General features: G+C 59.5%; 10 protein-coding genes. 5 read left to right on the forward strand and 5 right to left on the reverse strand.

Annotated elements, in window-relative coordinates:
* The first annotated feature begins 108 nt into the window (after positions 1-108).
* Positions 109-762, forward strand: coding sequence for an SEN1982 family lipoprotein (locus IEW09_RS01660; protein ID WP_229739008.1), 654 nt, complete (start codon positions 109-111; stop codon positions 760-762).
* Positions 763-854: 92 nt separating this feature from the next.
* Here IEW09_RS01660 and IEW09_RS01665 read toward each other — a convergent pair whose 3' ends face one another.
* From IEW09_RS01665 to IEW09_RS01685, 5 genes are all read right to left on the reverse strand, one after another.
* Positions 855-3,242, reverse strand: coding sequence for a S9 family peptidase (locus IEW09_RS01665; protein ID WP_373282779.1), 2,388 nt, complete (start codon positions 3,240-3,242; stop codon positions 855-857).
* A 16-nt stretch (positions 3,243-3,258) separates the two neighbouring features.
* Positions 3,259-4,017, reverse strand: coding sequence for an RNA methyltransferase (locus IEW09_RS01670; protein WP_229739009.1), 759 nt, complete (start codon positions 4,015-4,017; stop codon positions 3,259-3,261).
* A gap of 102 nt (positions 4,018-4,119) precedes the next feature.
* Positions 4,120-5,073 (reverse strand): YXWGXW repeat-containing protein, encoded by a 954-nt coding sequence (locus tag IEW09_RS01675; RefSeq protein ID WP_229739010.1) that lies wholly within the window; start codon positions 5,071-5,073, stop codon positions 4,120-4,122.
* Between the two features lie 377 nt (positions 5,074-5,450).
* On the reverse strand, positions 5,451-6,866 hold the full coding sequence (locus IEW09_RS01680; protein WP_188552425.1) for a DUF2252 domain-containing protein: 1,416 nt from the start codon (positions 6,864-6,866) through the stop codon (positions 5,451-5,453).
* A 139-nt stretch (positions 6,867-7,005) separates the two neighbouring features.
* Positions 7,006-7,845: an FG-GAP repeat domain-containing protein gene (locus IEW09_RS01685; protein WP_188552426.1), complete on the reverse strand. Its 840-nt coding sequence runs from the start codon at positions 7,843-7,845 to the stop codon at positions 7,006-7,008.
* Between the two features lie 95 nt (positions 7,846-7,940).
* Between IEW09_RS01685 and dnaG the strand changes: the two genes are divergently transcribed.
* From dnaG to rpoD, 4 genes are all read left to right on the forward strand, one after another.
* Positions 7,941-9,737, forward strand: coding sequence for a DNA primase (gene dnaG, locus IEW09_RS01690; protein WP_188552427.1), 1,797 nt, complete (start codon positions 7,941-7,943; stop codon positions 9,735-9,737).
* A gap of 118 nt (positions 9,738-9,855) precedes the next feature.
* On the forward strand, positions 9,856-11,250 hold the full coding sequence (locus IEW09_RS01695; protein WP_188552428.1) for a lipopolysaccharide biosynthesis protein: 1,395 nt from the start codon (positions 9,856-9,858) through the stop codon (positions 11,248-11,250).
* A 50-nt stretch (positions 11,251-11,300) separates the two neighbouring features.
* Positions 11,301-11,555, forward strand: coding sequence for a hypothetical protein (locus IEW09_RS01700; RefSeq protein WP_188552429.1), 255 nt, complete (start codon positions 11,301-11,303; stop codon positions 11,553-11,555).
* 224 nt (positions 11,556-11,779) lie between these two features.
* The gene (rpoD, locus tag IEW09_RS01705) at positions 11,780-13,492 is read left to right on the forward strand and encodes an RNA polymerase sigma factor RpoD (protein ID WP_188552430.1); all 1,713 of its coding nucleotides are present in this window, start codon (positions 11,780-11,782) and stop codon (positions 13,490-13,492) included.
* Positions 13,493-13,550: the final 58 nt, after the last annotated feature.

Consider the following 13,550-nt stretch of genomic DNA (forward strand, 5'->3'; position numbering starts at 1 on the left):
AGACAGCACACATAGAAAAGCCCGGCCCTGAGGCAACCCCATCACCATAAGACGCACGACCATTCTTCTGCATCCCACATAAGAACTTGGGAAAGAGGAGACTGCTTAATGAATCTGCGCACCATTCGTTCCACCATGCATGCAGCGGCCTTGTGCGGCGCAGTTGTGCTGATGGCCACCGGCTGCAATAAGAAGGTCGACAACAACATGAACTTCAAAAACGCCATCGACACTTACTACAGTGCGCATCCTGCCTGCCTTTGGCCCGATTCAATGAAGTTTCCCGTCCAAGCTGACGTCTCCGACACCAGCAAGACCACACCCTACGACGCCCTCGTCGATCAGGGAATGCTCGAGCGCACCACCGTCGAAAAGACCAAGCTGATCATCTCCAGCAAACCGGTCAACAACTACGACCTCTCCGGCAAAGGCCGCTCGCTTTGGACCGTCGACGTGCAGCAGCCCGGCTACGGCAACTTCTGCTATGGCCATCGCAAGGTGACCAGCATCGACAGCTCTACGCCTGCAAGCTCTGCGGTCGGCGCCACCACGCAGATCACCTATCACTACACCTTGGCTGATGCACCCGCCTGGGCCACCGCCGCCGAAACCCAGAATGCCTATCCCCAACTCCACGCTGACGTGAGCGGCCCGCAGGTCGGCCATACCACCCTGACCAATACCGACAACGGATGGCAGGTCACTGGTACCGATCCTGATAACAAACCCGCCACTTCTGCTGACGGCAAGATCGTCGAATAGCAAGTAGCAGCAAATACCATCACAAAGCCGCACAAGGCCCATGTCCCGCTTCTGGAACATGGGCCTTGTGTCACTCATCTCTCTACGTGCTGCTATTTCCCCAAAGCAAGCGCAGCCTGCGCCGCGGCATACGACTTCATCTGATACTCATGCGGCGGCACATCGCCTGCAAGATAGCGCACAAAGTAATCCCACCGTCGCCGCGTCATGTAGAGATCGGCCTCGCCATAGGCGTGCGCCACATTCGGAATCAACAGCAGATCGAAGTCCTTGTTCGCCTTGATCAGCGCATCAACAACTAGCAGCGTGTTATTCATCGGCACATTGTTGTCCATCGTTCCATGCACCAGCAACAGATGCCCCTTCAGATTCTTCGCATAGTTCTGATTGGCCTGGCTGTCGTAGTTGCTGGTTCCATCGGCGTGCTTCACTTCAAGCCCCGCCCACTTCTCCGCCCAGTCGTCCTCGTAGTCACGATTGTCATGATTGCCACTCTCCGCGATGCCCACCTTGAAGAAGTCGGGATAGTGAAACATTGCCGACACCGTCGCATTGCCGCCGCCTGAGTGACCATAGATTCCAGCGCGGTCGATGTCGATGAACGAATACTTAGCCGCAAGCTCCTTCATCCCCGCCATCTGATCGGGAATCGTGTCGTCGCCAAGATTGCCATAGTAGAAATCGTGAAACGCCTTCGACCGCGACGGCGTTCCCATGCCATCAATGCACACCACTACAAACCCAAGCTCTGCCAGCGATTGATCGTCACGGTGCGCCGCGGCAAAGGCCCGGCTGCCGCACGAACCCGTCTGCGGCCCAGGATAGACATGGTTCACAATCGGATATTTTTTCGACGCATCAAAGTTCGTCGGCTTGAACATCAAGCCATAGAGATCAGTCTTGCCATCGCGAGCCTTCACCGTAATCGGCGTCGGCGCAACCCAGCCTGCCGCCAGCAGCCGCGTAATATCCTGCTTCGCTACGTTGCTGATCAGCTTGCCGTCGCTGTCTCGCACCACTGACACCTGCGGCGCGGTCGGCGTTGAGTAAACATCGACAAAGTAGCGGCCATCAGGCGACGAGGTCACCGCATGGTCTGCATCTTCCGGCGTCAACCGCTGTTGTCCCGTACCGTCGAAGTTGACGCTGTAGTAGCTCGAAAAATAAGGATCGACCCCGGTCTCTTTTCCCACGGCAAGAAAATAAATCTTCCGCGCCTTCTCATCGACGTGCAGCACCTGCGTCACGTCTCCATCGCCATGCGTGATCTGATTTTTCAGCTTGCCGGTCGTCAGATCATATAGATACATCTGGCCCCAGTTGTCGCGTTCACTGAACCACAACACCTCATTCGACTGCGGCAGATACTTCCAGTTGACCTTGCCGTTGCCGCTCTCGAAGTACGTCGCCACCGTCTCCTGCATCACATCACGCACATCGCCATTCTCCGCATCGGCCACGCGCAGCCACTCCTGCTTATGGTCGCGCGAGGTCGAAACAAACGCGAGATGCTTTCCATCCTCGCTCCACTGCACGTCATCCCAGGTCTTCGTAGGCTCGCAGCTCACGTCATCGCACAGGGTAGACCGATGCTGGTCCGGCGGCATCTTCAACCGGATCACCTTGCGCTTGTCCACATCGATAATCATGCGCTCGATCATCGTCACGTCGGCATCACCCACCAGCGGATACTTCCAAGCCCTCAACACCGGATGCCCGTTGGTCACCGGTACCAGGTACATCTCGCCGTCCTTGCGCTGGTCCTGCTGAAAGGTCGCGATCTTCTTCGAGTCCGGCGACCACACCAACACTGCGCTGTCGCTCTGCTGCCAGCCCGCATTGTCCGTCGCATAGCCAAAGTCCTTCACGCCGTCCTTAGTCAGCTGCGTCTCTTTGCCTGTCGTCATATCGCGAACCCACAGGTTGTAGTCGCGAATGAACGCAATCTTCTTTCCATCAGGAGAGATGTCAGCCTCAGCCACGCCGTGGCTCTCAGAAAACAATCTCGCAGCCACCGCATCCTTCACCGGCACCGTCACGACCTGGCACTTGATGGCATCATGCAACTCGCAGCGCATCGTCTCGCTGTCGATGTTCACGATCGCAACGCTTCCATCGTTCTCAAGCGCAAGATCCGTGATCGCCAGATGGTGCGCATCGAGCACCATCTTTCCCTGCGTCGCATCCGACATCGCCGCTGCAAGCTTTTCGCGATCGAACGCTGTCACCTTCGTTCCACGCACCGGATCGACCACCACAAACTCCGCGCCATCTGCGCCACGGTCGCGATACCAAAAGCGGCCATCCGCCATAAACTTCACATTTTCCACCGTGTGCAGCACCAGCGGATTGACGTTATAGTCCATGAACTTCTCTGCGCGCGCATAATCTTCCGTCGTAAGCTGTCTTCCCTGCGCTCTTGCGCCCGCCAACAAACAGCATCCGACTGCGACTCCCAGCCAACCCTTGCCAGCCAACATCCAGCACCCTCCCAACCTATTCCTTGCCTGCCTCAGCGCCGCGCGCCTTCCACAACACCTGCCGCAGAATCCCCATCCACACCGGCACATCGCTCGCCGACACTCCCATGCGCAAGACCAGCCGCCTTATCTGCGCCTCATCGCTGTTCGCCGGATGCCTTCGCGTGTAGCCAGTCTCTTCGAGCACCTCGGTCAGCAGCGTCTTAAGCCGCTCCACCTCACCGGCCGCAGCCGCAGCCGCAACGCCCACTCCGGCATGCACTCCCGTCTCGCGCACCAGCTCATACAAGCACACCGCCGCAGCCTGGCCAAGGTTCATCGAGGGGTGCCGCACATCCTCATGCTCTTTCATGGGAATCGTCAGCAGCCAGTGGCAATGGCTCAGCTCGTCGTTGCTCAGCCCCGTCTTCTCCGAACCGAACAGCAGCGCCACTCGCCCCTTTAGCTCCAGCGCTCCCCTGATCTCCGCCGCAGCCTCCGGCAACGCGTGCAGCGGATGCAGCAACGCTCGCTCGCCCACAGCAGTCGTGCCCACAACTAATGTGCAATCGGCAACCGCTGCGGCTACGCTATCGAACTCCATCGCGCCAGCCACAACGTCGGAAGCGTCCACCGCAGATCGCGCCGTGGCAAAGGGCACCGCATACTCGTTTACGACGCGCAGATGGCGAAATCCGAAGTCGTGCATCGCCCTCGCCACCGCGCCAATGTTATTTGGATTGCGCGCGCGCACCAGCACCACGCACACCTGGTCGAGTTGTTGTTGACTCAGCACTCCCATCATTCTAGGTGCAACCCCACCCTATAGGGAGTCCGAACGCAAAACCGCCGGCGCATTGCAGCGCCGGCGGCTTCACTTCATCATCAGACTACTTGCTTAGCGACGCTCCTCACGTGCCGGTGCCGCATGTGCCGCGGGACGGGCCTGCGGGCGAGCTTGAGGACGGGCCTGTGGCTGCCGCGCCGCATTGTGCGTGTCGTTGTTGATCGACCGGCTGACATTGTTCTGCCGCTGGTTGATCTGCTGATGCTCCTGCTGCGTCAGGCGGCCGTTGTTCGCGGCACGATCATTCGCAGCCTGCCGATTGATGCTGGCCTCGCGGCTCTCGATGTTCCGAGTCTCGCCTGCCGTCATCTGGCCAGAGCGTACGCCGTTGGCAACGCGCTGCTGCTGGTTGAAGGCGCGCTGGTTGACGCTGCGCATCGCCGTAACCTGCGGACGTCCGTGATTGACCGAGGCGAGCTGTCCACGATCCTGCGCCGCGGCATCGCGATGGCTAATCTGGCTGGCCGTCGGCGAGAGCCGGTGATCGCGCATCGCGGCCTCTTCCTGCGGTGTGGCCCGCGCATCGATACCACCGTGACCGCCGTTGTAGCTTACGCGGTTGTAGTTATTCACGACCACCGTGCGGTTGTACACGTTGTGAACGTTCGTCACGTTGATGTTGTTTACGGAACGGTTGTAGGCGAAGACTCCATGGTTCCAGTAGCCGCCTTCATATCCGTGTCCCGTGTATCCGAAGCCATAGTTCACGCCGCCGTAGAAACCGATGTGCGGGCCCCAGTATCCGGCGTGGAAGATAAATGCGCTGCCGCCCCAGCCCCAATAGCCCGGCGTCCACAGGTAGCCAACCATCGGCGGCTGCACCCACACGCCAGGAACCCAGTAGTAGCCATCCGGCCCGTAAGCCCAGTAACCCGGCGTCCAGATGTAGCCATCCCCCGGGCAAAGCGGTTGCGTATAAACAGGCAACACCGGCGGAGCAATGTTCACAGAGATGAACACTCCGGCAAAAGAAGAAGCAGGAACCAGAATCAGGGCCGCTGCCATAACCAACTTACGAATTGAGCTGAAAGATCGCATCTACTTAACCTCGGAAATAGCGTTACGGCATCTTTGCCGCCGCCTCAAATCTTTAGAGCCGTGCCGTGCTGGCCACAACCTCTAACCTGCCTCTACTGGAACACACGCTCTGCCGCAAAGTTTCCACATTCGCATAAAAACTTGATCAACTACAACGAACGTGGAATACATAGCGCAATAAGGTTGCCCATAAAGGAAAAATCTTCCTTCTTGTTTGTACTTTTGTCAGAGAGCCACATCATCTAACGAATGCAACAGCAACGCAGGTTCGCTCTGCTTGTGCTCGCGGGCATCGAGCTACGCTTTAAAAGCGATGCGATCGGCAGATGCATCTTTGTCGATATCTATTGATGAGTCGCTCTTCTGCTCGCAGCCTTCTTCTTCGTCGTCTTCGTCTCGGACTTCTTCGCAGGATGCTTCCCTGTTTTCTTCATCGACTGCACCAGCTCATGCCAATCCTTCTCCGTCTGGTTCGCATAGGCCTCCGCAAACTTTACGACGGCCTCATCAAACCGCGCCGACTTGCCGAGATATCCTCCCAGCATCAGGCAATCGCCCGACCGCCCATGGCCTCGCGCCAACAGCTCACCGCACACGCTCGCATACTCCAGCAGCCCCGCCTTCAGGTCCGTCAACTGAATCGACGCTTTGTGGTCATTGAGCTGCCTCACCATATACTCGCGCCCATCGATCGTCGTCCAACCCAGAAAGGGATCGGACTGCATCTGCATCGCCCGCTCACCCTCCACCGCGCGTCGTCCCTGGTGATATTTGCCTCTGTGGTTCGATAGCCCTTTGCCCCCATTCACATGCCCAATATAAGGAGCATAGGCCGAGGCCACCTCTTCCTTAATTTGAATAAACAGCGGGTCCTTCACTCCATTGCCTTCCATGTAGACGCAGTAGTCGCGCAGCCCCACCGATCCCGTTCCCACCACCTTGAACGCCACATCCACCGGCCTGTACTGCGAGAAGAGATGCCGCCGCTCGCGCAGCAGGCTCTCCGCATACAGCTCCAGCGAGGCCACCACGCGCTCAGCCTCCTGTCCCTTCACTCGCGTCAATACCGGAGGCATCGTCTTGAAGATGCGGCCCTCCTGCTGCTGGTGTGCGGCCTTCTCCACCTCCGTCAGCTCCGACAGCGTATGCATCGGCGTCGCCCGCTCTGCCATCCGCAGAATCCCCTCTACCGGCGATACATTCTTAAGTCGGTGTACCTGGTAGCGTGCCATCTCGAGCAGCGGCATCCGCGCAAACGCCGTAATGCAGTACCGGTAGCGCTCCAGAAAGACCGCCGCCGCATCGTTGCAATGCGCACTCTTTACGCCTGCCTCGCGTCCCGCCAAGATCAGGCTCGTCGCCATCCGTTTTACGTCCCACTCAAACGGCCCCACAATCGTCTCGTCAAAGTCGTTGATGTCGAAGACCAGCCGTCCATCCGGCCCGGCATACGCACCCAGATTGCGCACATGCGCATCGCCGCACAACTGGCTCAGTATCCCCGTATTGCCCACCAGCGACAGGTCATAGGCCATCACCGGAACCGCACCGCGAAAGTATCCAAACGGAGAGAGCGCCATGCGCTCATACTTCAGCGTCACCAGCGCCGGAACCCGGCCGCGCATCGACGCCGCCATCAGCTTCAGGGGATCTTCCCTGCGCTCGCCAGCCTTCCACTCCGCATGGACAGTCCGGCGAATCTGCTTGCGCCGCTCCTGCCCCAAAACAAACCGTTCCTTCACACCAAGCGTCTTCGTCATAAAAACACCGCTCCTGAGGGCCACACAAGCCTATCGCTTGTGCGCTTCATACTCCATCAAAATAAGTGGGCCGGAATGACAAACAGAAGTTACAACCAATGTGCGCTCCACATCGATGCGAACTCTGTCTTCAACACAACTAGGTAACGCAGTGAGAGTTTGGATCTCGGGACAGGCTCAGGCTGGGCGCAAATATGAAGGAGCCCTTGCCGTCACCCAGCATCACGTCGTAGGTGTCGCCGTCATCGTCGTCATAAACCACCGCCAGGTCGAGAATGCCGTCGCCATTAAAGTCCGCCACTGTAATGTGAGGCGTCTTCCCCGGCATCCGCATCGGGAACGACCCTGCGCTCCGGAACGATCCCTTTCCTGTGCCCAGCAGAATCGCCACCGAGCTCGCGCGCCAGTCCGAGACCGCCACATCCAGAACGCCGTCGTGGTTGAAGTCACCCACCGCGATCGAGACCACCGAGCTCAGATGCGCCACCACACCGGCAGAAGCCATCTTGCCCGTGCCGTCGTTAAGCAGCAGCGTCAACGTACCGTCATCGTCTCCCACCAGCAGATCGGGAATACCGTCCTGATTAAAATCGCCAATCGCGACATCCGTAGGATTGCGGCCCGGCAAGGGAATCGACGCTAACGGTTTAAAGGTACCGTCCGCCTGCCCCAGCGATACCGTCAACACCGCCGGTCCTGAGTGCTCTCCGGCAGCAGGCACAGCCTGCGCCATATCGGCGATGCCGTCGTGATTGAAGTCCCCGATCACCGTCAGCCGTGAAGTCACGTTATCATCATCGTCGGAGTCCGCGGCCGCCGGCGGCGCAGCACTGGCACCCGAAGCACTGGCACCCGGCGCGACAGCAGCCAAAGCGCCCGGCTTAACCGCCCACGCAGGAGTCGGCACAAGCCCGGCAACCGCAGCAATAGCCGCAAGCAAAAAGACGCCTGAGCTATGCCTGATGACGGTACGGAACATCGTGCTCCCTCCTGAAGTAAGACTAAACTCTCAAGCCCAAACTCCGCCATTTAGTCTTTCTCGCCTGCTCATCTAAACTGATACTTCCAGCCAGCATGTCCGACAACTTCGCCCAGACCGTCAAGCAGCAGGCCGACATCGTCAAGATCATTGGCGACTACGTGAAGCTGCGCAAAACCGGCGCACAGAACTACACCGGGCTATGTCCGTTTCATAAAGAGAAGACCGGCTCCTTCTCCGTCAATGCCAACCACGGCTACTTCTACTGCTTCGGCTGCCACGAAAAAGGCGACGTCTTCACCTTCGTCATGAAGCTCGAAAACGTCAGCTTCCCCGAGGCCATCCGCACCGTTGCAGCAAAGTGCGGCATCCCTCTACCCAAGCGCGAGTTCAGCTCTCCCGAAGAGGCACGCGAAGCCGGGCTTAGGCGTCAATTAATCGACATCCACGAGGCCGCTACTCAATACTTCGAGGCGCAGCTCAAATCGCCCGAGGCCGCCCGTGCACGCGAGTACCTCTCCGGCCGCGGCGTCACGCCTGAGACCATCACCAAGTTCCGCATCGGCTACGCGCCCGACGACTTCAACGACATGCGCGACCGCCTCAAGCCGCACTTCAACGAAGAGGCCATGCGCGCCAGCGGCCTCTTCAGCGCGAAGGAGCAGGCCGACGGAACCCACGGCCAGCTCTACGCCCGCTTTCGCAAGCGCATCACCTTCCCCATCGCCAACGAGCAGGGCAAGACCATCGCCTTCACCGCACGCGCCCTCGATAGCCAGGACGAAAAGGGCCGCGACATCGCCAAGTACATGAACTCGCCGGAGACGCCGCTCTACACCAAGGGACAGGTCCTCTTCAATCTCGACAAGGCCAAGGCCGACATGCGCAACCACGACTTCGCGCTTCTCGTCGAAGGCCAGATGGACTGCATCTCCGTCTACATGGCCGGGGTCCACAACGTCCTCGCCACCTCGGGCACGGCGTTTACCGAGATGCAGGTGCGCCTGCTCAGCCGCTTCACCAAGCGCGTCGTCGTCAACTTCGACCCCGACACCGCCGGAGCCAATGCCGCCGAAAAATCCATCGCGCTGCTCACCGAAGAGGACTTCGAAGTAAAAGTAGTCGCGCTCGAAGGCGGCCTCGACCCCGACCGCTTCGTCCGCGAACAGGGCATTCAGGCCTACCTCGCTGCACTACGCGGAGCCAAGCGCCACTCCGACTACCTCATCGACCGCGCCCGCCAGCTCTTTCCCGCACGCACAGCGGACGCTAAGGTCAAGGCGCTCAACTTTCTGCTACCTCACATCCGCCGGATGCCCAACCGCATCCACCGCGACGAGTTCGCCGCCGACGCCGCGCAAAAATTAGGCATCGACTCGCAGATTTTCCGGCAGGAGATCAAGCAGGCCGCCGCCCAGCGCGTCGAAAGCGTCCGCTCGCACACCGCAGACCCCGCCAGCGAGAACGAGCGCATTCTCCTCCGCGCTCTTGTACTTCCTGAAAGCGATCCCGCCCGCGTCCTCGCCGCCGACCAGTTAAGCCAGCATCCCGAGTGGTACGAGAACCTGCCCGCCGCCGCCGTTATGGAGACGCTGGCCAATGCTCCCGTCCCGCCCAATCCGCTCGACGCGGCGACCGACCCACAGAGCCACACCCTGCTGGCACTCGCCCTCCAGCACCACGAAGATCCCGCCGAAGCCCCACACGACGCTCAGACCATGACCGAGCAGGTCGAGCACGCCCTGCATGCGCTCGAGACCCGCCGCCTCGAACGCCGTCAGCGCGAGGTCCGCAGCCTCATCGCCGAGGCCGACCGCCGCGGCGACCACGCCATCCTCGCCCAGCTCACCGCCGAAAAGCTCCAGATCGACCGCGCACTCCGCCAGCGCTGAAATTACCCCGGATTCACACGAATCCTTTAAAATCATTCGATATTGCAACTTCCTCCTCCCCACCCTCAACCGAAAATATCGCACCCGGTAAACTGACAACTGAGGCCAACGACGACGCATGGATAGTTCCGTAAAACGCCGCTTGACCCTTGGGTTCATCTCCAATTGGATCAGCAAGTTAGCATCAACCATCATTCAACTCGTCCAGGTCCCGGTCTTTCTCCACTTCTGGGCCGTACCCGTCTATGGCGAATGGATGATCCTGAATTCCATCCCTTCATACCTTAGTTTCAGCAACATAGGCTTCGGCAGCGTCGCCGGCAACGAGATGACCATGATGGTCGCCCGCGAAGACCGCCAGGGCGCACTTCGGGTCTTTCAAAGCTGCTGGTGGTTCATCGCCATGATCTGCAGCGCGGTGATCGCCCTGCTGAGCATCGTGCTCTACTACATTCCCGCCGCCCGCCTGCTGAAGATCCACAACATCAACCCGTCCGACGCCAAGTGGATCATCTTTTACCTGGGCGTCTCGGTCATGCTGGGCCAGTTCGAGCAGCTACTTCAGTCGGCGTATCGCTGCATCGGCCGCTATCCCTACGGCTCGTTCATCAAAAGCATCTTCTCGCTCTCTGCCTTCACCTGCATGATTCTCGCCGTAGTCTTCCATGCAGATCCGCGCATCACTGCCCTTGTCTTTGCCTGCGCGAACGTTACCGGCACATGCATTCTTTGCATACTCGTCCAGCGCGACATCCCCTGGATCGAGTACGGATGGAAGCACGCCAGCTTCGCCGAGATCCGCGCCCTCGCCCGCCCGGCCATTGCCTTCATGGGCTTCCCCATCGGCAACGCGTTGAATCTTCAAGGAACTCTGCTGGCTGTCGGATACGCTCTCGGCCCCACCGCCGTCGTCGTCTTCGGCACCGCGCGCACTGTCTCCCGCGTCGCCCTGCAGATGGTGCAGATGGTCAACACCACCTTTGAACCCGAGATGTCGATCGCTTACGGCGCACGAAACTATTCGCTCGTCCGCTCGCTGCTGCGCCGCGCCTGCCAGCTTGCGCTGATCGTCGCCCTGGTCATCGTGATCGGCATGATGACGGTCGGCCCGTGGTTCCTCCACCATTGGACCGGAGGCCACGTTCCTCCCAGCCGCGTCCTGCTCGACATCCTCCTGCTGGTCGTCGTTCTTTACGCGCTCTGGTCCACCAGCTCCGTGCTGATGACCTCGACCAACCAGCATCAGCGGCTGGCCACCTATTACGTCATCGGAACCAGCCTCGCCTGCACCCTCTGCTACTTCCTCGCCCGCGCCTTCGGGCTTTACGGCGCGGCTGCTTCGCTGCTGGTGTCGGAGATCGTGATGAACCTGTACGTCGTCCCGGCGGCACTGCGTATCTCCCAGGACACCCTACCGGCGTTCCTCACCAGCATGCTGCACTATCCCAACTTCCTGCGCCCGGCCGCCCTTCTCGCCCGTGTCCGCAGGTCAAGCCCGGGATTGGAAAGCTGAAATCCTGTAGCTGGCTCACCAAACACGCTGTTCGTATATCTCTCTAAACTATGCCCAGATTTCAGACTACCGACCCCGGATACAAGAACAAACACGGCCAAATCGTCATCTCCCGCACCGGATTTCCCTCGGAATCCTTCCCCGGCCAGACGATCTACCATCTCCGCTGCGGCCATTGCGGCCACGAATACGGCTCTGCCGGCAAAGACATCCACCTCCGCCGCTGCCCTCGCCATCAGGACGGGACCAAGGGCGAACCTCTGCGCGAGCCTGCCCCGAGTCTTTTTCCCTCCGGGAGCGTCTAAAAGATGTGGTATCCTGTGATTCGCTGGGGACGTGTGCCTTCGAATGCCCTGACCCTCTGAGGTCGCCGGGCTTGCCAACGCGGTCTAAACCGCAACCAACTCCCTGCTCACTAGTTACAACCAAGGGAATACTCCGTCTGAAGTCCGAGAGTCTATTTTGAGACATCGACTGGCTCAGAACGGCATCCCAATCTACAGAATCTCTTGCAGGAGTGCGCATAGCCGTGGCCGAAGAACTTGATAAGTACGAAGAAGATATAGACAAGATGATCGATACAGGTAAGGAGAAGGGATATCTCACCTATGGCGAGGTCAATGACCTTTTGCCCGGTGACATCACCACCCCCGACGACCTTGATGATCTTCTCACCACCATTAATACCCAGGGCATCGATGTGCTCTCCGGCGAGTCGAAGTTTGGCAGCGACCGCGACAAGTATGAGCCCGAGGCCGGTGAAGAATCCGACGACGTAGAGCTTGACCTGACTCCCGGCACACTCGAGAAGACCAACGATCCCGTCCGCATGTATCTGCGCGAGATGGGCACCGTCCCGCTGCTCACCCGCGAGGGCGAAGTCGAAATTGCCAAGCGCATCGAGCGCGGCCAGCTTCGCGTCATGAAGGCCATCTCGCGCTCGCCCATCGTCATTCGCGAGATCGTCGCCCTCGGCGAAGACCTGAAGCGCGGCGTCCGCAATATTAAAGAAGTCGTCACCTTCGACGAAGAAGAGCTGACCGAAGAGATCCTTGCCGCCCGCGTGCGCGCCACCGCCAGCCGCATCGACGTCATCACCAAACACCAGAAGAAGATTCACACCCTCGAAGAAAAGCTGGCCTCGCCCACCGGCAAAGACTCCAAGGCCAAGGCGAAGGAGACGCGCAAGACCCGCTGGCTGATTGGCCGCGAGCACGTCTACATCAACCGCATCGTCCGCGAGCTGAAGTACACCAACGGCGAGAAGAAGCGCCTGCTCGACAAGGTCAACAAGACCGTCGACGCCATGCGTACGCTCGAGCGCCAGATCAAGACCCTCGAGAACAAGTACGAAGCATCGAAGTCCGAAGAACTGCGCAAAGAGTACAAGCGCCAGCAGAAGAACTGCCGTGTCGACCTCGAGCGCGTCGAGCTCGATGCCGGTATCAGCATCGCCGACCTCAAGCGCACTCAGCGCGAGATGATTCAGGGCGACATGGACGCCGAGCGCGCCAAGCGCGAGCTGATCGAGGCCAACCTTCGCCTTGTCGTCTCCATCGCCAAGAAGTACACCAACCGCGGTCTCCAGTTCCTCGACCTGATTCAGGAAGGCAACATCGGCCTGATGAAAGCCGTTGATAAATTCGAGTACCGTCGCGGTTACAAATTCTCGACCTACGCGACGTGGTGGATTCGTCAGGCCATCACCCGCGCCATCGCCGACCAGGCACGCACCATCCGCATCCCGGTGCACATGATCGAGACCATCAACAAGCTCATCCGCACCTCGCGTCAACTAGTGCAGGAGCTTGGCCGCGAAGCGTCTTCAGAAGAGATCGCCCGCCGCATGGACATCCCGGTCGCAAAGGTCCGCAAAGTCCTCAAGATCGCGCAGGAGCCTATCTCGCTCGAAACGCCGATCGGCGAAGAAGAAGACTCGCACCTTGGCGACTTCATCGAAGACCGCATGGCCGTCTCGCCGTCTGACGCTGTGATCTCGGTCAACCTGAAGGAGTACACCTCGCAGGTGTTGCGTACCCTGACGCCGCGTGAAGAGCGCGTCATCAAGATGCGCTTCGGCCTCGAAGACGGCTCCGAGCACACGCTCGAAGAGGTTGGCCAGTCGTTCCAGGTCACACGCGAGCGCATTCGCCAGATAGAGGCCAAGGCGCTGCGCAAGCTCCGTCATCCCAGCCGCAGCCGCAAGCTGAAGGCCTTCGTCGACGGCGTCAAGGATATGTAACCTGCATCAGGAGTTATCAAAACAATGAGCAACGATCGAAGCGCCTGCATCCTGAGGC

The sequence above is a fragment of the Edaphobacter dinghuensis genome, from assembly GCF_014640335.1.
Taxonomy (GTDB): Bacteria; Acidobacteriota; Terriglobia; order Terriglobales; family Acidobacteriaceae; genus Edaphobacter; species Edaphobacter dinghuensis.